This is a genomic window from Aliagarivorans marinus DSM 23064, assembly GCF_000429485.1.
GTDB classification, from domain to species: domain Bacteria; phylum Pseudomonadota; class Gammaproteobacteria; order Enterobacterales; family Celerinatantimonadaceae; genus Aliagarivorans; species Aliagarivorans marinus.
On the sequence record NZ_AUBY01000031.1, the window covers coordinates 1 to 21,121 of the forward strand.

Consider the following 21,121-nt stretch of genomic DNA (forward strand, 5'->3'; position numbering starts at 1 on the left):
TTTAAGGTCTCTGAAGGGCCGTCGAAGACTACGACGTTGATAGGCAGGGTGTGTAAGCGTTGTGAGGCGTTGAGCTAACCTGTACTAATTACCCGTGAGGCTTAACCATACAACACCTAAGGGGTGTTGTTGTTCACCTAGACAAGAAATGCTTGTTTGAACTCCAGATTTAAAGTTTTATCCTTATCCGAATTGCTTAAAGACACCGTTTTTTGCCTGGTGGCAATAGCGTTGTGGAACCACCTGACTCCATGCCGAACTCAGAAGTGAAACGCAACTGCGCCGATGATAGTGTGGGGCTTCCCCATGTGAAAGTAGGTCACTGCCAGGCTCCCAATTTCGTGTTTACCTGTATATAGGATATAGGTGAAGACAAGAGTCCGCTGATATAGCTCAGTTGGTAGAGCGCACCCTTGGTAAGGGTGAGGTCGGCAGTTCAAATCTGCCTATCAGCACCAGTATCGAGAAAGCCCGGCTAACGCCGGGCTTTTTTGTTTGTATTTCACGCTAAATGGAGGAGGCTGCATCCCTTAGCGTGAACGGTGGAGGCCGAAATAGCACCTCTTCGCTTCGAAAGTGCTCTGTTCAAAATTGTTAAGCTACTGTTTTTTATATAAAAACAAATTAAATTAAACAAATTTTAGACAGTTCTACCATTTCCAAAATCGGGGTGGTATAATTTCGCGCCTTTTAAGGGCAGCCAGAGCTTTTGACAGCGTGTCAAAGGCAGTTTTAGTAAAAAGCGGAGCATTCAAATGATCCAAATGCAATCTACTATGGACGTAGCGGATAACTCCGGTGCGCGCCGTGTACAGTGTATTAAGGTCTTAGGTGGTTCGCACCGCCGCTACGCGCGCATTGGCGACATCGTTAAAGTTACCGTTAAGGAAGCAATTCCTCGCGGTAAAGTTAAAAAAGGTGACGTGATGAACGCAGTGGTTGTGCGCACTCGTAAAGGCGTTCGTCGTCCTGATGGTTCGGTAATTCGTTTTGACCGCAATGCAGCGGTTATCCTGAATGCCAACAACCAGCCAGTGGGAACTCGTATCTTCGGCCCAGTGACTCGTGAATTGCGTAATGAGCAGTTCATGAAGATCGTTTCTCTAGCGCCAGAAGTACTGTAAGGGGTTCATAATGGCTAACAAAATCAGAAAAGGCGATGAAGTAATCGTACTTGCAGGTAAAGACAAAGGTAAGCGCGGTAGCGTGACCAAAGTTCTTCCTACCGGCAAGGTTTTCGTTGAAGGCGTTAACTTAGTCAAGAAGCATCAAAAGCCTAACCCACACCTGGGTCAAGCTGGCGGCATCATTGAAAAAGAAGCGGCTATCGACGTATCTAACGTTGCGTTGTTCAACTCTGCCACTGGCAAAGCTGATCGCGTAGGTTTCCGATTTGAAGACGGCAAAAAAGTTCGTTTCTTCAAATCTAACAATGAACTAGTTAAGTAATTGGAGTAAACGATGGCGAAACTGCATGACCTATACAAGGAAACTGTGACGCCTGAGCTCGCTAAAGAGTTCGGTTACAAATCCATCATGCAAGTCCCTCGGATTGAGAAAATCACCCTGAACATGGGTGTTGGCGAAGCGATCAACGACAAGAAGGTTCTAGAGCACGCTATTGCAGATCTTACTGCAATCTCTGGCCAGAAGCCGTTGACCACTAAAGCCCGTAAATCTGTAGCAGGCTTCAAAATCCGTGAAGGATACCCTATTGGTTGTAAAGTAACTCTGCGCGGCGAGCGCATGTGGGAGTTCTTGGAGCGCTTGATTTCAATCGCAATCCCCCGTGTACGTGACTTCCGTGGTCTGAGCGCTAAGTCGTTCGACGGCCGTGGTAACTACAGCATGGGTGTGCGTGAGCAAATCATCTTCCCAGAAATCGACTACGACAAAGTCGATAAAGTACGTGGTCTGGATATTACCATCACCACTACTGCTCAAACTGACGAAGAAGGCCGCGCTCTGCTGGCTGCCTTTAACTTCCCATTTCGCAAGTAAGGTGAAGAGTTATGGCTAAACAATCAATGAAAGCTCGCGAAGCGAAGCGTACTAAATTAGTTGCTCGTTACGCCGAGAAGCGCGCTGCGCTTAAAACTGTTATTAACGACGTTAACTCTTCTGAAGAAGAGCGTTGGGATGCAGTGCTCAAGCTACAATCGTTGCCTCGTGATTCATCACGTAGCCGTCAGCGTAACCGTTGTAACGTAACTGGCCGTCCACACGGCTACCTACGTAAATTCGGTGTTAGCCGCATCAAACTGCGTGAAGCGATGATGCGTGGTGAGGTTCCTGGCCTTAAGAAAGCCAGTTGGTAATCCACTTTATTTCGGAGTAAACGATTATGAGCATGCAAGATCCTATTGCGGACATGTTGACTCGCATCCGCAACGGTCAAGCGGCAAGTAAGGTGTCTGTAGTTATGCCTTCGTCAAAAGTTAAAGTGGCTATTGCTAACTTGCTTAAAGAAGAAGGTTACATCACCGACTATGCCGTTTCTGGTGACACTAAGAAATCACTGGAAGTTACCCTGAAGTATTTCGAGGGTAAAAAAGTTATTGAGAAGATTGAACGTGTAAGCCGTCCTGGTCTGCGTATCTATAAAGGTGCTAAAGACCTACCTAAAGTAATGGGTGGCCTAGGCGTTGCAATCGTGTCTACTTCAAAAGGCGTTATGACCGACCGTGCAGCACGTAAAGCTGGCATGGGCGGTGAGATCGTCTGTTACGTAGCTTAATTGGAGGTAGGAAAATGTCTCGAGTAGCAAAAGCTCCCGTAGCGATTCCTGCCGGCGTTGAGGTTAACCTTAACGGCCAAGAGCTAACGGTAAAAGGTAGCAACGGTGCACTGACTCGCGTTTTCAACGACGCAGTTGTTGTAACCAAAGAAGAAAACGAACTTAAGTTCGCCGTAGTTGAAGGTGGCGCTACTGCTCAAGCAGGTACTGCACGCGCTCTTACCAACAACATGGTACTTGGTGTAACTAAAGGCTTTGAGAAGAAACTTGTACTGCAAGGTGTAGGTTACCGTGCTGCTGTTAAAGGCAAGGTAGTTGACCTGACTCTAGGTTTCTCACACCCAGTAAACTACAACCTTCCTGAAGGTGTAACTGCTGAGTGTCCTTCACAGACTGAGATCGTGCTGAAAAGTGCTGATAAGCAGTTGTTGGGTCAAGTTGCCGCTGACATTCGTGCTTACCGTCGTCCGGAGCCTTACAAAGGTAAGGGTATCCGTTACGCTGATGAGTACGTGCGTCGTAAAGAGGCTAAGAAGAAGTAAGGTAACACTATGGATAAGAAAATTGCTCGTCTACGTCGCGCGACTCGCGTACGTAAAGCTATGCAAGAGTTGGCTAAGACTCGCCTGGTGATTCACCGTACTCCGCGCCACATTTACGCGCAGGTGATCGCAGCTGACGCTTCAGTAGTTGCTACTGCATCTACTGTTGATAAAGCGATTCGCGAACAGGTTGGTACTACCAGCAATGTTGACGCTGCTAAAGCGGTAGGTAAGGCAATTGCCGAGCGTGCTGCTGAGAAAGGCGTAACCACTGTTGCATTTGACCGCTCTGGTTTTAAATACCACGGCCGTGTTGCTGCATTAGCTGATGCTGCACGCGAAGCTGGTCTTCAGTTCTAAGGGGTGACTCATGTCTAAATTTGAAGCACAAACCGGTAGTGATCTGAACGAAAAGCTTATCGCTGTAAACCGCGTTTCTAAAGTAGTTAAAGGTGGTCGTATCTTCAGCTTCACTGTAGTGGGTGACGGTAACGGTCGCGTAGGTTTTGGTTACGGTAAAGCTCGTGAAGTTCCAGCTGCTATTCAAAAAGCAATGGAAAAAGCACGCCGCAACCTGGTTAACGTTCGTCTGAACGGTAGCACTCTGCAGCACCCTATTAAGGGCCGTCACTCAGGTTCGCGTGTTTACATGCAGCCTGCCTCTGAAGGTACCGGTATTATTGCCGGTGGTGCGATGCGTGCTGTTCTGGAAGTTGCAGGCGTACAAAACGTACTGTCTAAAGCTTACGGTTCAACCAACCCAATTAACATCGTTCGCGCTACCATCGACGCTCTAGAGAATATGCATTCTCCTCAGGACGTAGCTGCTAAGCGTGGCCTAAGCGTAGAAGAAATTCTGGGGTAATAAGCCATGGCGAACAAAATTAAAGTAACTCAGACCAAAAGTGCAATCGGCCGTCTGCCTAAGCACAAAGCGACCTTAACTGGCCTTGGTCTACGTAAGATCAACCACACTGTAGAGCTGGAAGACACTCCTGCTGTACGTGGCATGATCAACAAAGTTTCTTACATGGTTAAGGTAGAGGGAGAATAATCATGCGTTTGAATACTCTTTCTCCAGCGGCTGGTTCTAAGCCTGCTGCGAAACGTGTAGGACGTGGTATCGGTTCTGGTTTGGGCAAAACCGGTGGTCGTGGTCACAAAGGTCAGAAGTCTCGTTCTGGCGGTGGCGTACGCCCAGGTTTCGAAGGCGGTCAAATGCCTTTGAAACAGCGTTTGCCTAAATTTGGTTTTACTTCTCGTAAATCACTTGTTTCTGCTGAAGTTCGCACTAGCGAGCTAGCAAAAGTGAAGGCTGACGTGGTAGATTTGAACGCTTTGAAGGAAGCTGGCATCATCTCTCGCAACATTAAGTTCGCGAAAGTTGTTCTGTCTGGCGATGTTAAAGCGGCTGTAACCCTGAAAGGCATTAAAGCCACCAAGGGTGCTATCGCAGCAATTGAAGCCGCTGGCGGTAAAATCGAGGAATAGTACAAACCATGGCTAAGAATCCAGGAATAGCATCAGCAAATGCGCAAGGTGGCTTGAGTGAACTCAAGAGCCGTTTACTCTTTGTGTTCGGAGCACTTATCGTGTTTCGAGCGGGCTCCTTCGTGCCGCTTCCTGGTATTGATGCCGCTGTACTAGCTGCGTTGTTCGAGCAACAGCAGGGCACCATCCTAGAGATGTTTAACATGTTCTCGGGTGGTGCGATGGAGCGTGCTTCCATCTTTGCACTAGGTATCATGCCGTATATCTCGGCATCGATTATCGTGCAGCTTCTGTCTGTTGTTCATCCGACTCTTGCTGAATTGAAAAAAGAAGGCGAGTCAGGGCGACGTAAACTAAACCAATACACCCGTTGGGGGACCTTAGGTCTAGCTACCGTACAAGCGTTCGGTATCGCGACTGGTCTGCCTAACATGATGGAAGGCTTGGTGGTTAATACCGGCCTCGCATTTACTTTCACTGCTATGGTAAGCCTGGTAACCGGAACAATGTTCCTGATGTGGCTGGGTGAACAAATTACCGAGCGTGGTATTGGTAACGGGATTTCGATCCTAATTTTTGCTGGTATTGTAGCGGGATTGCCTTCTGCTATTGGTCAAACAGCTGAGCAGGCTCGCCAAGGCGAACTGCATCTGTTGTTGCTGTTGTTCATCGTTGCATTGGTATTCGCGGTGACCTTCTTTGTGGTGTTTGTTGAACGTGGTCAACGTCGTATCGTCGTTAACTACGCTAAACGCCAGCAGGGTCGTAAAGTGTTTGCAGCGCAAAGTACACATTTACCACTTAAAGTGAACATGGCGGGTGTAATCCCTGCGATCTTCGCTTCAAGTATTATTCTGTTCCCTGGCACGCTTGCTCAGTGGTTCGGACAAAATGAGAGTCTCTCATTCTTGTCTGATATTTCTCTGACATTGCAGCCCGGACAGCCACTTTATGTGTTACTATACGCCGCTGCCATCATCTTCTTCTGCTTCTTCTATACTGCGTTGGTGTTTAACCCTCGCGAAACAGCAGATAACCTGAAGAAGAGTGGTGCGTTCATTCCGGGTATTCGCCCTGGTGAACAAACCTCGCGCTACATTGACAAAGTGATGACTCGATTGACCTTAGCTGGTGCTTTGTACATCACGTTTGTATGTTTAATTCCTGAGTTCATGATGATCGGAATGAACGTCCAGTTCTATTTCGGTGGCACCTCACTGCTTATCGTAGTGGTGGTTATCATGGACTTTATGGCTCAGGTCCAGACCCATTTGATGTCTCATCAATATGAGTCGGTTCTGAAAAAAGCTAACCTCAAGAGCTACGGCCGCTAGGTCCGCTCTGGTTAGTCAACAACTACGGAGATAGCAATGAAAGTTCGTGCTTCCGTTAAGAAAATCTGCCGTAACTGTAAAGTTATCAAGCGCAACGGTGTTGTGCGCGTAATTTGCAGTGAGCCAAAGCACAAACAGCGCCAAGGCTAATCTAGTAGATTTCAAGACATAGTATTTGCAAACCGGTCATCTGTTGAGTATCCTTACGGGCTTTTCGCAGATGGCCTTCGTTTTACGAAAAAATTATAGGAGTGTGCCTAATGGCCCGTATAGCCGGCATTAACATTCCTGATCAGAAACACGCAGTTATCGCATTGACTGCCATCTACGGCATCGGTAAGACCCGTTCACAAGAAATTTGTGCGGCTGCTGGTATCGCAGAAGATGTGAAGATCAGAGAACTTGACGAAACACAAATTGATAAGCTTCGTGACGAAGTAGCTAAATTCACCGTTGAAGGTGATCTACGTCGTGAAGTATCTATGAACATTAAGCGTTTGATGGACCTCGGTTGTTACCGTGGTTTGCGCCATCGTCGCAGTTTGCCCCTTCGCGGTCAGCGTACTAAAACCAACGCTCGTACCCGCAAAGGTCCACGCAAACCTATTAAGAAATAGAGGTGAGCAGAAATGGCTAAAACTCCGACTCGCGCTCGTAAACGCGTTAAAAAGCAAGTTGTCGATGGCATGGCCCACATCCATGCGTCTTTCAACAATACTATCGTGACTATCACCGACCGCCAAGGTAACGCTCTTTCTTGGGCAACTGCCGGTGGTTCAGGCTTCCGTGGTTCACGTAAATCTACTCCGTTCGCAGCTCAGGTTGCAGCAGAGCGTGCAGCTGAAGCTGCCAAAGATTACGGCGTGAAAAACGTTGAAGTATTTGTGAACGGACCTGGTCCAGGTCGTGAGTCTTCAATCCGCGCGCTTAACGCAGCGGGTTTCAAAGTGACTAACATCACTGACGTGACTCCGATCCCTCACAATGGTTGTCGTCCACCTAAGAAACGCCGCGTGTAGTTTCTGGATAGATTGGAGAAAGAATAATGGCAAGATATTTAGGTCCTAAGCTTAAACTTAGCCGTCGTGAAGGTACCGATCTTTTCCTAAAGAGCGGTGTTCGTGCGATTGATTCTAAGTGTAAGCTAGAAACTGCCCCTGGTCAGCACGGTGCGCGTAAGCCACGTCTGTCTGACTACGGTCTACAGCTTCGCGAGAAGCAAAAAGTACGTCGTTTGTACGGCATTTTGGAAAAGCAATTCCGCAACTACTACAAAGCCGCTGCTCGCCTGAAAGGCAACACCGGTGAGAACTTGCTGCAATTGCTTGAAAGCCGTCTGGATAACGTTGTTTATCGTCTAGGTTTCGGTGCTACCCGCGCTGAAGCTCGCCAGCTGGTTAGCCACAAAGCTATCCTGGTTAACGGTAAAGTGGTAAACATTCCTTCTTATAAGGTTTTACCAGAAGATGTTATCAGCGTTCGTGAAAAGTCTAAGAAGCAAGCACGTATTTCTGCTGCTCTTGAGATTGCTGCTCAACGTGAAGCGGCTAGCTGGATTGAAGTTGATGCGTCTAAAATGGAAGGTGTGTTCAAGCGCCTGCCTGAGCGCAGCGACTTGTCTGCAGACATTAACGAACAGCTGATCGTCGAGCTTTACTCTAAGTAAGGCTTAATATAAAGAGAGGACACAATGCAGGGTTCTGTAACAGAGTTTCTAAAACCACGGCTAGTTGAAATTGAACAAGTTAGCCCAACTCGTGCAAAGGTAACGTTAGAGCCTCTAGAGCGTGGCTTCGGTCATACTTTGGGTAATGCTCTTCGTCGCATTTTGCTGTCATCTATGCCTGGTTGCGCTGTAACCGAAGTAGAGATTGACGGTGTATTGCACGAGTACAGCAGCAAAGAAGGTGTACAAGAAGACATCCTTGAGATCCTTCTTAACCTGAAAGGCATCGCTGTTAAATTAGAAGGTAAGGACGAGGTCACTCTAAATCTTACTAAATCTGGCGCAGGTCCTGTTGTTGCAGGCGACATCGTCCACGACGGCGATGTCGAAATCGCTAACCCTGAACACGTTATTTGTCACCTAAGTGCCGGTGCTGACATCAGCATGCGCATTAAGGTTGAACGTGGTCGCGGTTACGTTCCAGCTTCTGTTCGCGTTCACGCCGAAGATGAAGAGCGTCCAATTGGTCGTCTGCTTGTCGATGCAGCTTACAGCCCAGTAGCGCGTATTGCCTACAACGTTGAAGCTGCTCGTGTTGAGCAACGTACTGACCTGGACAAGTTGGTTATCGATATGGAAACCAACGGCACTCTAGACCCTGAAGAAGCAATCCGTCGCTCTGCCACTATCCTGGCTGAGCAACTAGATGCCTTCGTGGATCTTCGTGATGTAAGTGAGCCTGAAGAGAAAGAAGAGAAGCCAGAGTTTGATCCAATCCTGCTTCGTCCTGTCGATGATCTCGAGTTGACTGTTCGCTCTGCTAACTGTTTGAAGGCAGAAGCGATTCACTACATTGGTGACTTGGTACAGCGTACTGAGGTTGAGCTACTTAAAACCCCTAACCTGGGTAAAAAGTCGCTTACCGAAATCAAAGACGTACTGGCGTCACGTGGACTGTCTCTGGGCATGCGCCTAGAAAACTGGCCACCTGCGAGTATTGCTGAGAAGTAAGAGTCATCGGTTTTAACGACTAAATTAGAAGGATAAGGTCATGCGCCATCGTAAGAGTGGTCGTCAATTGAACCGGAACAGCAGCCACCGTCAGGCTATGTTCCGCAATATGGCCAGTTCATTGGTTCGCCATGAAGTTATCAAGACAACACTGCCCAAAGCTAAAGAGCTTCGTCGCGTTGTTGAGCCTCTGATCACCTTGGCTAAGAATGACAGCGTAGCTAACCGTCGTCTAGCTTTTGCTCGCACCCGCGACGCAGAAGTAGTGGCTAAGCTATTTGCTGAGCTGGGCCCACGTTTCCAAGAGCGCGCCGGTGGTTACACCCGCATTCTTAAGTGTGGTTTCCGTGCTGGCGATAACGCTCCAATGGCTTACATCGAGCTGTTGGATCGTCCAGAAGTTGAAGAAGTTGCTGAAGAAGCAGCTGCTGAGTAAGCTTCTGAATGATGAAAGAACCGGGCTTCTAGCCCGGTTTTTTTATGCCTGAATTTCGTATATCGCGTTGAGAAAGCGAAGCGCTTAGAGTGCTTTACTGTGATCGTAGTAAAACGAGATACGAGTGCGGGGGTTTAGGTATTCAAATACTTCTGGCGGCAGCGCCTTCGGCTTGAGCGCCCGTTCGATAGTGATCTGAGCCGCTTCCAAATCGATGATCGGCGCTTCATTTCGGGGAATAGCAGGGTCATATACCTGCACCGCTGGAAACAACAAACGTTCCGAGTTGACCGACATTACCAAACCAATCTGACCGTTACTCAACTGAACCACACTTCCCGGAGGATAGATCCCCAGTAAGCGGATCAGCACACCAAGGTGCTGCGAGTTAAGCTGCTTCTTGCGCTGTTTGTACAGGTAGGAGATCACCGTAAACGGGATACGGGTTTGCTTAGGGTCGGGCGGATGGCAAAGTGAGTCATAGTCGTTGACCAAAGTAATCACCTGGGTAAGCGGGTCAATCTGGTCACCCTTTAGGCCCGCCGGATAGCCCGACCCATCCAGATATTCATGGTGTTGAGCGGCGATGGTCTTAACTTGTTCTGGAACTGTCTCCGAGAGATTTAAGAACTTCTCCCCGTACTTGGTATGCATCTTTAACAGATTGCTTTCTTGCTGGGTCAGCTTACCCGTCTTACGTAGGATAGGGTCGGGGATCTGCATCTTGCCCACATCATGGAATAGTCCACCAAGGCCTAGGGTTTTGATATCACGCTCAGAAAGGCCAACCGCCTTACCCAGCATCATTGCCAGAATCGAGACGTTGAGGCTGTGGTAGTAAAAGTTGTCAGCTTCTTTACCATCACCCATCAAATGAAGTACCACGTTCTCGCCATTGATCATGTCATCGGCGATGGTGGAAATCAGGGTAGTCGCGTCTTGCAGTGCGTTTAATGGTCGGCTCTTTATCTTGCTCATCACCGCACGCACCTGCGCTACGGAGCGACCGAACTCTTTCTCGATCTTTTGTAGGTTACGACGATATTGCTTGAGCTCTTCGATGCGTTGACGCTTTTCATCCCACAGCTTGTCTTCGATCTTTGCATCCGGTGTTTCTTGTGGTGCAGGAGCATCGCCGTTGGTAGGAGGCAATGGTGCTGAGGTGCTCTTATCTGGAACGACGATGACGTGCTTAAGCCCGAGGCTGCGGATGACCGCGATTTGCTCGTTGCTCTTGATCTTAAAGCTGGTGAACATAAAGGGGTGCTCGCCCCACTTCACCGGGAGCTTAACGAAAACCCCTGGCTGCAAGCGCTCAACGCTCAATTTTAACTCGGCCATACTTCCTTTTGGTGGCTGGGTAAACCCTTTGATTATGAATAAGCTACGGGTGATCTCCAAGTGATTTTTATCAGATCTAGACTTGTCGCAACAACCAACTAAAATAGACCTCTAGATGTCTAAATGGATTAGTTAGGTCAGAACATGCCAATTCGTATACCCGACCAATTGCCTGCAGCGGAAGTTCTGCGCAATGAAAATATCTTCGTCATGCCTGAGTCGCGCGCAGTTAATCAGGATATTCGCCCACTGCAGGTGGTGCTCCTCAATCTAATGCCCAAGAAGATCGAGACCGAAAACCAGCTGCTACGTTTGCTCTCTAACTCCCCCTTGCAGGTGAATGTGGAACTGCTGCGCATCGATCATCGACCGTCTAAGAACACGCCGCAGGAGCATATCGACAGCTTCTATGCCGACTTCGAGAAGATCCGTGAGCGTAACTTCGATGGGCTGATCATCACCGGTGCGCCATTGGGGCAGGTGCCGTTTGAGGATGTGTACTATTGGGAGCAAATCAAGGAGATCATCGACTGGTCGACGACCCATGTGAACTCCACCTTGTTCTTGTGTTGGGCAGCGCAAGCAGCGCTCTACCACTTGTACGGTTTGCAGCGCCAAACTCGGGAAGACAAGTTATCCGGCGTGTACTGGCATCAAACCAAGCATCGCCATAACCCGCTGGTGCGCGGATTTGATGATCGATTCCTGGCCCCGTTGTCCCGCTATGCCCATTTCGATAGCAAGCTGATCGAGCAGGAAACCGACCTGTTGGTGCTGGGCGACAGCAAACATGCCGGCAGCTACCTGTTGTGTAGCGAGGACTTCCGTCAGGTGTTTATCACCGGCCACCCGGAATATGACGCCTGCACCCTGCACAACGAATATCAACGGGACTTGGCGGAAGGAATGGAGCCCCAGCTACCGAGTAACTACTATCCCGACGACGATATCGAGCAGATGCCGTGTGCAACCTGGCGCAGCCACGGTCACCTACTTTACAGCAATTGGCTGAACTACTGCGTGTACCAGACCACGCCGTACGATCTGCAAAAACTGCAGCCTAAATCAGACAATATATTGAAATAATTTCATACAGGGGAGGCTTGGCGATTCCCTGAACAAGGCTATGCTAAACTGCCCGCTCGCAAGACCTAGAAGGAAATAAAGGTGTCACAGATCCAGCAACAACTCGCCGAACGCATTTTGATCATCGATGGCGGTATGGGAACGATGATCCAAGGCCACAAGCTGCAAGAGCAGGACTACCGTGGAGAACGCTTCGCCGATTGGCATTGTGACGTAAAGGGAAACAATGACCTGTTGTCGCTGACTCAGCCCAAGCTTATCAAAGATATCCATCGCGAGTATCTGCAAGCGGGTGCCGATATCATCGAGACCAACACCTTTAACGCCACCACCATTGCGATGGCCGATTACGATATGCAGGAACTCTCTGCTGAGATTAACCTGCAATCGGCACGCATCGCCAAACAGGTCGCGCAGGAGCTTAGCGACGCTGAGCCCCATAAGCCACGCTACGTTGCCGGTGTGTTAGGGCCTACTAACCGCACCTGTTCCATCTCGCCGGACGTTAACGATCCTGGCTACCGGAATGTCACTTTTAATGAGCTAGTTGAAGCCTACAAAGAGTCCACCAATGCCTTGATTGAAGGCGGCGCCGATCTGATTTTGATTGAAACCATCTTCGATACCCTCAACGCCAAAGCAGCGGTGTTTGCGGTTAAAACTGTGTTCGAGGAGATTGGCCGTGAGTTGCCCATTATGATCTCCGGCACCATTACCGACGCATCCGGCCGAACCCTGAGTGGCCAGACGACGGAAGCGTTTTACAACTCGCTGCGCCATGCCGAGCCACTGAGCATGGGCCTGAACTGTGCTCTCGGCCCCGATGAGCTGCGCCAGTATGTTGAAGAGATGAGCCGCATCTCCGAGGGCTTTGTTAGCGTACACCCCAACGCCGGTCTGCCTAATGCCTTCGGTGAGTATGACTTGGGCGCCGAAGAGATGGCCGCACAAATGAAGGAGTGGGCGGAATCTGGCTTCGTTAACCTGATTGGTGGCTGCTGTGGTACTACCCCTGCGCACATTAAAGCGATGGCCGATGCGGTGGCCGAACTGCCACCCCGTAAGCTGCCTGAGATTGAGGTGGCCTGTCGCCTTTCTGGTCTTGAGCCTTTGAACATTCACGATGATACGCTGTTCGTGAACGTCGGTGAGCGTAACAATGTGACCGGCTCAGCTATCTTCAAGCGCTTAATTAAAGAAGAGAACTACGACAAAGCCATCGAGATCGCCCTGCAGCAAGTGGAGAACGGCGCTCAGATCATCGATATCAACATGGATGAGGGGATGCTCGATTCAAAGGCGGCGATGGTACGCTTCTTGAACCTGATTGCCTCAGAGCCGGATATTGCCAAGGTGCCGGTGATGATCGACTCCTCCAAGTGGGACATCCTGGAAGCCGGCCTGCAATGTGTGCAGGGTAAGCCCATCGTTAACTCTATCTCGATGAAAGAGGGCGTTGAGCCGTTTATCCAGCAAGCTAAGTTGCTGCGTCGCTATGGTGCGGCGGTGATCGTGATGGCCTTCGACGAGGTGGGCCAAGCCGATACACGCGAGCGTAAGTTCGAGATCTGTAGCAAATCCTACGACATCTTGGTCAATCAAGTGGGCTTCCCACCGGAAGACATTATCTTCGACCCGAACATCTTCGCGGTTGCCACCGGGATTGATGAGCACAACAACTACGCTGTCGACTTTATCGAGGCGGTGAAAGACATTAAAGACAACCTGCCCCATGCGATGATCTCCGGCGGTGTGTCTAACGTGAGCTTCTCGTTCCGTGGTAACAACCCAGTGCGAGAAGCCATTCACGCGGTATTCCTCTACCACGCCATTAAAAACGGCATGGATATGGGGATCGTGAATGCCGGGCAGCTGGCGATCTATGAAGATATCCCGAGTGAGCTCAAAGAGAAGGTGGAAGCGGTGGTGCTGAACAGCCACGCCGATGCCACCGATGACCTGCTGGCCATCGCCGAAGACTACCGCGGCGACGGCAAGGCCCAGGAAAACACCCAAGACTTGGAATGGCGCAGCTGGCCGGTGGCCAAGCGTCTTGAGCACGCCTTGGTCAAAGGTATTACCGAGTTTATCGAGGATGATACCGAGCTGGCCCGCCAAGAAGCCGACCGTCCGCTGCACGTGATTGAAGGCCCGTTGATGGACGGCATGAATGTGGTGGGTGACTTGTTCGGCGACGGCAAGATGTTCCTGCCACAGGTGGTGAAATCGGCGCGAGTAATGAAGCGCGCGGTGGCCTACCTGCAGCCTTACATCGAAGAAGAGAAAGACGCTGACCAAAAATCCAACGGCAAGATCGTGATGGCCACCGTGAAAGGCGATGTGCACGATATCGGCAAGAACATCGTGGGCGTGGTGCTGCAGTGTAACAACTTCGAGGTGATCGATTTAGGCGTGATGGTGCCTTGCGATCAGATCCTCAAGGTGGCCAAGGAAGAAGGCGCCGATATGATTGGTCTGTCGGGCCTGATTACCCCATCGCTCGATGAAATGGTACATGTGGCCAAGGAGATGCAGCGACTGGAGATGGACTTGCCACTGCTAATCGGCGGTGCCACTACCTCTAAAGCGCACACTGCGGTGAAGATCGAGCAAAACTATCAAGAGCCGGTGGTTTACGTGCCAAACGCATCGCGGGCGGTGGGCGTCTGCCAAAGCCTGCTGTCTAAAGAGCTCAAGCCTGCCTTTGTTGAGAAGCTGCAGAAAGACTACGACATCGTGCGTGAGCAACATGCCCGTAAGCGCCCGCGCTCAGCACCCGTTACCTTGGAGCAGGCGCGCGCCAATGCCTTTGCCACCGACTGGCAGAGCTACCAGCCGCCGGTACCCAATCAGCTTGGCGTGATCCAGTTCGACGACGTGGCGATTGAAGAGATCGAGCCTTACATCGATTGGACCCCATTCTTTATGACTTGGTCGCTGGCCGGTAAGTACCCACGCATCTTGGAAGACAAGGTGGTGGGTGAAGAGGCCAAGCGCCTGTTTGCCGATGCCAAAGCGATGCTCGATAGCCTCAAGCAGAGTAAGAAGATCAAGGTATCCGGGGTCTGCGGCCTGTTCCCAGCCAATAGCGTGGGCGACGATATCCAGATCTATCAGGACGAGTCACGCGAGCAGGTAATTCAAACCAGCTGCCAGCTTCGCCAACAGACCGAAAAAACCAAAGGTGCCAATTACTGCTTGGCTGACTTTGTTGCACCAAAAGACAGTGGCGTGGCTGATTACATTGGCGCCTTTGCGGTCACTGGCGGTATCGGCGAAGACGAGATAGCCACGGCCTATAAAGAAGCGGGCGATGATTACAACGCCATCATGGTGCAGGCGGTGGCCGATCGTCTGGCCGAGGGCTTTGCTGAGTACCTGCATGCGCAGGTGCGCAAACAATTCTGGGGTTACGCCGCAGATGAAAAGCTCAACAACGACGAGCTGATCCGCGAGAAGTATCAAGGGATCCGCCCGGCTCCGGGTTATCCAGCCTGCCCCGAGCACACCGAGAAAGGCGTTATCTGGGAGCTGTTGGATGTGGAAGCGCGCATCGGTATGCAGCTTACCTCTAGCTACGCGATGTGGCCGGGGGCGGCGGTATCGGGTTGGTACTTCTCCCACCCTGAGAGTCGCTACTTTGCGGTTGCAACCATCCAACATGACCAACTGGAAGATTATGCTGTGCGTAAGGGCATGACCTTGAGCGATGCCGAGCGCTGGCTGGCGCCTAACGTAAACTAGCCTAAGCGTCTGTATTCTAATTGGTAAAAAAAGGGGAGCTGAGCTCCCCTTGCTTTTGCCCTATCTGCTTGAGATTCAACCGCTTTGGGCCTATAATCGCGGCGTTTTATTCTTAGGAAACAATAATGGACCCGGACAGTAGAAACTTTCTTAGTCTCCTTCTCATCTCAATATTTTAATCTCGCGGGTCGTCCATACTGAGTGTTGGCGCTTCCGTGTAGGAGGGTCAATGCTGACACTAGCTGAAAAACTAGAAAAGGGCTTGGTCACGCTCGACAAAGTCGAAGTGCGCGCCACGCTCGAAGATAATCACCATGCCGACGTAGGCAGCACCATTGCCGACTTCGCGGCAAAAGAAGCCCAGCAGCTTCTGGCCTTATTCTCCCTTAATGATCGCGCCGAGCTGTTCGCTTATCTTCCGCCCTATATGCAAGCCGATGTAGCGGCACTTATGTCGCGCACCAAGCTGGCTGCCTTGTTCTCTCGAATGGACGCGGATGAGCGCGCCGATTTATACAACGATCTGGATGAAAGCCACCGGGCGATGATCCTGCCGGGCCTTGCTCAGGCTGAGCGTGAAGATCTACGTCGCTTGGCCAGCTACCCAGAAGGCTCTGCCGGGGCGATCATGACCTCGGACTACGCCACCATTAAGGCCCACTGGTTGGTTAGCCGCGCCATTAAGCAACTGCGTTTGGAAGCGCCAGACAAAGAGACCATCTATCAAACCTATGTGATCGATCCGCAGCGTAAGCTGTTGGGTACCGTGTCGCTACGGGAGTTGATCCTGGCCTCACCGGATGCACTGATCGCCGACATCATGCGAACCGATGTGGTTTCGGTCCACGTAGACGAAAGCCAGGAACATGCCGCTGAACAAATCCGTCACTATGACTTGCTGGCGATGCCGGTGACCGACGAGCAAGACAGCCTGGTCGGTATTATTACCTACGATGATGCGATGGACGCTGTGGTTGAAGAGGCCACCGAGGATGCCCAGAAGAGTGCATCGGTAGGAGTGTTGGAAGAGACGGTGGACCGAGTGAGCCTGCGCGAGCTTTACCGCAAACGGATCTTCTGGTTGATACTGCTGGTATTCGGTGCGATGTTCTCAGGTGCCGGTATTGCTCATTACGAAGACACCATCTCGACCCACGTGGCCTTGGTCTTCTTCCTGCCTCTGCTGATTGGTAGCGGCGGTAACGCAGGCTCCCAGGCAGCGGCGCTGATGGTGCGGGCATTGGCCACCGGCGAGGTGGACAAAAGCGACTGGGCCAAGCTGTTTTCTCGGGAAATGCTGGTAGGCGCTGCGCTCGGTGGCACCATGGCGATCGCGGTGTTTAGCCTGGCGGTGTTCCGTGGCGGTTTTGAGGTGGGCCTGATTGTCGCCATCTCGATGATCGTGATCGTGTTGGCCAGCTCGTTGATTGGCCTGAGCCTGCCGTTTATCCTCAACAAATTCAAGATGGACCCCGCCACCGCCTCGGGGCCGCTGGTTGCAACCATCGCCGACGTGGCAGGTGTCTTGATCTACTTCGGATTGGCGAGCTCGATTCTAACGCTCTAGAGCGTTTATTCTTTGCTTTTCTTGGCAGGGGTAGGGCGTAACAGCTTTACCCCTTCGCGGATAATCATCAAGCCGATAGCCACCAGCTTGAGGCAAGCATAAAGAAATACTAGCAGTACGATGACCTTAACAAAGGTCTGAAATATCTCGAAAAACTCTTCGCCAGCAGAGGCCTGTAGCGCCTCGGTATCGGCCAGTAGCCAGGCGACAAAATCACCCATAAACGGCGCTTCGCTGGGTAGGCTAAGGATCCCCAAGGCGTGGGGGAGTACCAAGGCGATGACACCAATGCCGACCACGATCAACACCAACGACAGAGCTAAAATCCCAAGGTGTGGCTTTTGCTGTTCCATAATCCTTCCTGAAGCAATGATGAGAGAAGCCCGCTGCATGTGTACGGGCTTGCATCGGTATACCCGAACCGCCTCAAGATGCAGGATTCAGAGTAACTCAATGTCCATAGGGCGAGGCGAAAATACGCGGGAATGATGACCCATTTCGAGTGTTTTCAACGAAGAACTATGGACATTGAGTTCCTCCCAAAGGGCGAGTTTTCCAGTCCCTCATACTGCGTTACTGCTGCTTGATTTAGATCACTAGATCGGCGCAGCAGTGCCTTGCCTGAGGGACTGGAAATCTCGCTGAACAAGCATCTTGAGGCGGTTCGGGTATATTAGCCCATTTAGTCGGCGAATTGGGCAGAAAATTGCTGGTTAAGGGCATCAATTTCCTCTTCTAATTCAAACCACTGGCCTTCTGCTTGTTCGAGTTTCTGCTTGGCTTCACGCTGGCGCTCGAGGCATTGCTGTAACTGCGCCTTATTTTCCGCCTCGTAGAGGCTGCTATCCGCCAGCTGTTGTTCCACCTCTTCCAGCGCAGTTTGCCAGCGTTCCATCTCAGCTTCGGCCTTATTAAGCTGTTTGCGCAAAGGTGCGAGTGTTTGGCGATGCTCAGCTTCCAGGCGTTTTAACTCTTTGCGGGAGGGGGCCTCGTTGGCGGCTTTGCTCTCGCTGCCGCTGTTGGCGGTATTCGCTTGCGCTTGGCTTAACCAGCGCTGGTAGTCATCCAGATCGCCATTGAAGGGGCTGAGTTGCCCGTCGCTCACCAGATAAAACTCATCGGTGGTCGCGCGCAGCAGTGCCCGGTCGTGGCTGACCACCACCATCGCGCCTTCAAAGTTTTGCAGGGCCATGGTCAGCGCATGGCGCATGTCCAAATCCAGGTGGTTGGTGGGCTCATCGAGCAGCAATAGGTTGGGCTTTTGCCAGGTTATCAGCGCCAATACCAAGCGGGCTTTCTCGCCACCGCTAAACGGTGCCACCTTGTCCAGTGCTTTGTCGCCATGAAAGCCAAAGCTACCCAAGTAGTTACGCAGCTCTTGCTCGGTGTTGTCGGGGGCTAGTCGCTGTAGGTGCTGCAGTGGGCTGTCATCGAGGCGCAGGGTCTCCAGCTGATGCTGGGCGAAGTAGCCAACTTGCGCCTTGGGGTTGATATCTAGCTCACCGCCTTGCGGTGCCAGGTCTTTGGAGAGCAGCTTGATAAAGGTCGACTTACCTGCGCCATTGCGGCCCAGCAGGCCGATGCGGCTGCCTGGCACCAAGTTAAACTGCAGCTTGCTTAAGATCTGCTTATCGCCATAGCCGGCGGTCACCTCATCCATGGTCAGCAACGGCAGAGGCAGACTGTCGGGCTCGCGAAAGCTAAAGCTGAACTGGGAGTCGACGTGGGCTTCGCCAATCAGCGTCATCTTCTCCAGCGCCTTTAAGCGGCTTTGCGCTTGCTTGGCCTTGCTGGCCTTGTAGCGGAAGCGGTCGACGAACTTTTGCATATGCGCCCGCTCACGTACCTGCTTCTCATGCAGGGCTTGTTGTTGAGCCAGCTTTTCGGCGCGCTGTTTCTCAAAGTCGCTGTAGTTGCCGGTGTAATCGTTTAGAGTGGCCTGCTCGATATGTACGATCCGGCCAACGATGTTGTCGAGGAAGTCGCGGTCGTGGGAGATCAGCACCAAGGTGCCGGGGTAGCGGCGCAGCCACTGCTCCAGCCACACCACGGTGTCTAAGTCCAAGTGGTTGGTCGGTTCATCGAGTAGCAGCAGATCTGAGCGGCACAGCAGCGCTTGCGCTAGATTCAGGCGCATCCGCCAACCACCCGAAAACGAGCGCACCGGGCTGGCTTGAGCAGGCTCATCAAAGCCTAAGCCGGCCAGAAGTTCAGCGGCGCGTGCGCGGATCTGGTAGCCGCCAATGGCGTCCAGCTGGCCGTGTAGCAGTGCAATCGCTTCGCCTTCACCTTGCTGTTCGGCGCGGGCCAGCTTGGCTTGTAACTCGCAGTACTCAACGTCCCCCTCAATCACATAGTCGATTGCTGGAGTATCAAGGGCGGGTGTTTCCTGAGCCACGCTGGCGATCTGCCAGTTACTGGGGAGGTAGAGCTCGCCTCCGTCCACCTGCAGCTCATTGCGTAGTAACGAGAATAGGCTGGATTTGCCACAGCCGTTCTGACCCACCAGGCCGAGCTTTTGGCCCGGGTGAATAGTGAGGCTGGTTGAATCGAGCAGAACCTTGGTTCCGCGCTGCAGGGTGATACTACTGGCTGTAATCATTGGGGCTGGTGCTAAATTTTCGCTCTGTGCAATAATGGCGCAATCATACCTCAGAGGCGTAGTCCAAGGAACAAAGCACATGCCAAAGTACCGTTTTATCGCAGGCGCGCAGTGTCCAAAATGTCAGGAGCAGGATAGTTTGCGGGTAGTCACCGAAGGGGAACGGCGCTGGGTGGAATGTGTCTGCTGCGACTACCAAGACCATGAGCCGGAGGCAGCCAAGCAGGAAGAGTGGGGGATTATTGGGCGCTTTAAACCTTAACCTCGTTTAGAAAAACGCCCTTAGAGGCGCTTAGTAGTGCGGTGGTGGGGTCTCTTCGCTTTGTGAGGCGACGGGGCTGGAGCCGCCTTCGCGGATCTTCGCCGCTAACAGTTTGAGCTGCTGCTGCACGATATCCAGCTGCAGCTGTTGGCTCTGCAGGGCCTGATTTAGCTGCTCAATGGTATCTTCCTGGAAGGCCAGTTTGGTTTCCAGTTCTTCGATTTGACGCTGCATTTGTTCACTCATTGCTCGATGGGCCACACTTCTACAAAACCCGAGGAGCTTGCGCTCACCACCCCCTGCTTGTCAAGCAGATTGGCGCTATACACCACCGCGCTTTGCGGCCCGGCATTCTGGCTTGGCTTGACCTTCCAGTGTTGTAGTGGCTGTCCGCTGTCGACGTGCCACAGACTGAGTTTACGGGCGGCCGAACCGGTTAGTAGCCACTGGCCGTCGTTAACAAAGCGAACATGAGAGAAGATATTCTGGCGGGCAGTGAATTTTAGCTTGCTGTGTTGCTCGCCCGAGGGAATGCGCCACAGCTTGGCTTGATCGCCGCTATCTGCGGTAAATGCCAGGTTACCCTCTGGTGCCAGTGCGACCATTGAGATGCGGCCTTGATGGGGAAAGCGTTGGATGATCTGCGCGCTCTGGGTATCCCACAGCAAGGCTTGGTGGTCGTTGCCGCCGGTGAGGGCAAAACGGCCATTGGCTGACATCGCCACCGCATTGATGCGTTCGCTGTGGCCCTGAAACTCGAGTCGGCGCCCGGTGCGCAGGTCGAGGTGGATGACCTTGCCATCCCCCATGCCCAATAACACGTAACGCGCCCCTTTGGAGAGGGCGACATCACGAATGCTGGAGTCGCTAATAAGCCAGTAGCCGATGGGGTCGCCGCTGTTTACATCCCAGATACCGAAGGCGTCGCGGCTGGCGGCAATGGCAAAATCATGTCCTTCGGCAAACTTGGTGATAAACACCTGATCATCGAACTCATCGCCGAGATCCCAGCGATGGATTGGTGCTTGTTGCTCAAGATCCCACAAGCTTAGCCCACGGCTGATATCGGAAATCAGCGCCAGTTTGCCATTGTCGGAGATATCGGCGGCATAGGCGCCGTCTTTGGCGGGCTGCCACTGCACCAGCGGTTTTTGCTCACCGGTGCAGGCGCTAATCAGGAAAAAGCTGCACGAGATTAATAAAAAACGACTCAACAATCTCATATTCGTGAGAACTCTTGCTAGTTTGTGGTGACTAAATACGGTTAGTATAAGTCTTTCATTGTAAGTCATTCACTTACAT

General features: G+C 51.7%; 26 protein-coding genes, 1 tRNA gene and 2 rRNA genes. 24 read left to right on the forward strand and 5 right to left on the reverse strand.

Annotation, left to right across the window (positions count from 1 at the left end):
• The 20 genes from G461_RS0113025 to rplQ form a co-directional block, all read left to right on the forward strand.
• Positions 1-109: ribosomal RNA gene (locus tag G461_RS0113025) — 23S ribosomal RNA — on the forward strand; the annotation flags it as partial.
• Positions 110-215: 106 nt separating this feature from the next.
• Positions 216-331 (forward strand): 5S ribosomal RNA (gene rrf, locus G461_RS0113030).
• A gap of 51 nt (positions 332-382) precedes the next feature.
• Positions 383-458: transfer RNA gene (locus G461_RS0113035), tRNA-Thr, on the forward strand.
• A gap of 297 nt (positions 459-755) precedes the next feature.
• Positions 756-1,124, forward strand: coding sequence for a 50S ribosomal protein L14 (gene rplN, locus G461_RS0113040; RefSeq protein WP_026959568.1), 369 nt, complete (start codon positions 756-758; stop codon positions 1,122-1,124).
• 10 nt (positions 1,125-1,134) lie between these two features.
• Positions 1,135-1,449, forward strand: a complete 315-nt coding sequence (gene rplX / locus G461_RS0113045) for a 50S ribosomal protein L24 (protein WP_026959569.1) — start codon at positions 1,135-1,137, stop codon at positions 1,447-1,449.
• Between the two features lie 12 nt (positions 1,450-1,461).
• Positions 1,462-2,001, forward strand: coding sequence for a 50S ribosomal protein L5 (gene rplE, locus G461_RS0113050; protein WP_026959570.1), 540 nt, complete (start codon positions 1,462-1,464; stop codon positions 1,999-2,001).
• Between the two features lie 11 nt (positions 2,002-2,012).
• Entirely contained in the window at positions 2,013-2,318 is a 306-nt protein-coding gene (rpsN, locus tag G461_RS0113055) for a 30S ribosomal protein S14 (RefSeq protein WP_026959571.1), read from the forward strand.
• 26 nt (positions 2,319-2,344) lie between these two features.
• The gene (gene rpsH, locus G461_RS0113060; RefSeq protein ID WP_026959572.1) at positions 2,345-2,737 is read left to right on the forward strand and encodes a 30S ribosomal protein S8; all 393 of its coding nucleotides are present in this window, start codon (positions 2,345-2,347) and stop codon (positions 2,735-2,737) included.
• A gap of 14 nt (positions 2,738-2,751) precedes the next feature.
• On the forward strand, positions 2,752-3,279 hold the full coding sequence (gene rplF / locus G461_RS0113065; protein WP_026959573.1) for a 50S ribosomal protein L6: 528 nt from the start codon (positions 2,752-2,754) through the stop codon (positions 3,277-3,279).
• Between the two features lie 9 nt (positions 3,280-3,288).
• Positions 3,289-3,639: a 50S ribosomal protein L18 gene (gene rplR / locus G461_RS0113070; protein WP_026959574.1), complete on the forward strand. Its 351-nt coding sequence runs from the start codon at positions 3,289-3,291 to the stop codon at positions 3,637-3,639.
• Positions 3,640-3,649: 10 nt separating this feature from the next.
• Positions 3,650-4,144, forward strand: a complete 495-nt coding sequence (rpsE, locus tag G461_RS0113075) for a 30S ribosomal protein S5 (RefSeq protein ID WP_026972175.1) — start codon at positions 3,650-3,652, stop codon at positions 4,142-4,144.
• Between the two features lie 6 nt (positions 4,145-4,150).
• The gene (rpmD, locus tag G461_RS0113080) at positions 4,151-4,333 is read left to right on the forward strand and encodes a 50S ribosomal protein L30 (protein ID WP_026959576.1); all 183 of its coding nucleotides are present in this window, start codon (positions 4,151-4,153) and stop codon (positions 4,331-4,333) included.
• Between the two features lie 2 nt (positions 4,334-4,335).
• Complete coding sequence (rplO, locus tag G461_RS0113085; RefSeq protein WP_026959577.1) at positions 4,336-4,770, forward strand: 50S ribosomal protein L15; 435 nt, start codon at positions 4,336-4,338, stop codon at positions 4,768-4,770.
• An 8-nt stretch (positions 4,771-4,778) separates the two neighbouring features.
• A complete protein-coding gene (gene secY / locus G461_RS0113090; RefSeq protein WP_026972176.1) occupies positions 4,779-6,104 on the forward strand; it encodes a preprotein translocase subunit SecY in 1,326 nt (441 codons plus the stop codon).
• A gap of 36 nt (positions 6,105-6,140) precedes the next feature.
• Positions 6,141-6,254, forward strand: a complete 114-nt coding sequence (rpmJ, locus tag G461_RS0113095; protein WP_000868186.1) for a 50S ribosomal protein L36 — start codon at positions 6,141-6,143, stop codon at positions 6,252-6,254.
• A gap of 110 nt (positions 6,255-6,364) precedes the next feature.
• A complete protein-coding gene (rpsM, locus tag G461_RS0113100; protein ID WP_026959579.1) occupies positions 6,365-6,721 on the forward strand; it encodes a 30S ribosomal protein S13 in 357 nt (118 codons plus the stop codon).
• Between the two features lie 12 nt (positions 6,722-6,733).
• Positions 6,734-7,123: a 30S ribosomal protein S11 gene (rpsK, locus tag G461_RS0113105; RefSeq protein WP_026959580.1), complete on the forward strand. Its 390-nt coding sequence runs from the start codon at positions 6,734-6,736 to the stop codon at positions 7,121-7,123.
• A 26-nt stretch (positions 7,124-7,149) separates the two neighbouring features.
• Positions 7,150-7,770, forward strand: coding sequence for a 30S ribosomal protein S4 (rpsD, locus tag G461_RS0113110; protein ID WP_026959581.1), 621 nt, complete (start codon positions 7,150-7,152; stop codon positions 7,768-7,770).
• Positions 7,771-7,794: 24 nt separating this feature from the next.
• Positions 7,795-8,781 (forward strand): DNA-directed RNA polymerase subunit alpha, encoded by a 987-nt coding sequence (locus G461_RS0113115; protein WP_026959582.1) that lies wholly within the window; start codon positions 7,795-7,797, stop codon positions 8,779-8,781.
• A 40-nt stretch (positions 8,782-8,821) separates the two neighbouring features.
• Positions 8,822-9,217 carry a 50S ribosomal protein L17 gene (gene rplQ, locus G461_RS0113120; protein ID WP_026959583.1) on the forward strand — a complete coding sequence of 132 codons (396 nt, stop codon included), beginning with the start codon at positions 8,822-8,824 and terminating at the stop codon, positions 9,215-9,217.
• An 84-nt stretch (positions 9,218-9,301) separates the two neighbouring features.
• Here rplQ and G461_RS0113125 read toward each other — a convergent pair whose 3' ends face one another.
• The gene (locus tag G461_RS0113125) at positions 9,302-10,558 is read right to left on the reverse strand and encodes a cyclic di-GMP phosphodiesterase (RefSeq protein ID WP_026972177.1); all 1,257 of its coding nucleotides are present in this window, start codon (positions 10,556-10,558) and stop codon (positions 9,302-9,304) included.
• 144 nt (positions 10,559-10,702) lie between these two features.
• Between G461_RS0113125 and metA the strand changes: the two genes are divergently transcribed.
• From metA to mgtE, 3 genes are all read left to right on the forward strand, one after another.
• Positions 10,703-11,644 (forward strand): homoserine O-acetyltransferase MetA, encoded by a 942-nt coding sequence (gene metA / locus G461_RS0113130; RefSeq protein WP_026959585.1) that lies wholly within the window; start codon positions 10,703-10,705, stop codon positions 11,642-11,644.
• 81 nt (positions 11,645-11,725) lie between these two features.
• A complete protein-coding gene (gene metH / locus G461_RS0113135; RefSeq protein ID WP_051333564.1) occupies positions 11,726-15,388 on the forward strand; it encodes a methionine synthase in 3,663 nt (1,220 codons plus the stop codon).
• A gap of 229 nt (positions 15,389-15,617) precedes the next feature.
• Positions 15,618-16,955 (forward strand): magnesium transporter, encoded by a 1,338-nt coding sequence (gene mgtE, locus G461_RS0113140; RefSeq protein WP_026972179.1) that lies wholly within the window; start codon positions 15,618-15,620, stop codon positions 16,953-16,955.
• A gap of 5 nt (positions 16,956-16,960) precedes the next feature.
• On the opposite strand, the gene G461_RS0113145 is transcribed toward mgtE, so the two are convergent.
• Together G461_RS0113145 and G461_RS0113150 are read right to left on the reverse strand one after the other, a co-directional pair.
• Positions 16,961-17,308, reverse strand: coding sequence for a hypothetical protein (locus G461_RS0113145; RefSeq protein ID WP_026959588.1), 348 nt, complete (start codon positions 17,306-17,308; stop codon positions 16,961-16,963).
• 329 nt (positions 17,309-17,637) lie between these two features.
• Complete coding sequence (locus G461_RS0113150) at positions 17,638-19,557, reverse strand: ABC transporter ATP-binding protein (RefSeq protein WP_026972180.1); 1,920 nt, start codon at positions 19,555-19,557, stop codon at positions 17,638-17,640.
• 79 nt (positions 19,558-19,636) lie between these two features.
• Here G461_RS0113150 and G461_RS0113155 point away from each other — a divergent pair, with 79 nt between their 5' ends.
• Positions 19,637-19,819, forward strand: a complete 183-nt coding sequence (locus G461_RS0113155) for a YheV family putative zinc ribbon protein (protein ID WP_026972181.1) — start codon at positions 19,637-19,639, stop codon at positions 19,817-19,819.
• A 30-nt stretch (positions 19,820-19,849) separates the two neighbouring features.
• Here G461_RS0113155 and G461_RS0113160 read toward each other — a convergent pair whose 3' ends face one another.
• A complete protein-coding gene (locus G461_RS0113160) occupies positions 19,850-20,053 on the reverse strand; it encodes a SlyX family protein (RefSeq protein ID WP_245579575.1) in 204 nt (67 codons plus the stop codon).
• Between the two features lie 8 nt (positions 20,054-20,061).
• Positions 20,062-21,042: a WD40 repeat domain-containing protein gene (locus G461_RS0113165; protein ID WP_051333565.1), complete on the reverse strand. Its 981-nt coding sequence runs from the start codon at positions 21,040-21,042 to the stop codon at positions 20,062-20,064.
• Positions 21,043-21,121 lie beyond the last annotated feature (79 nt).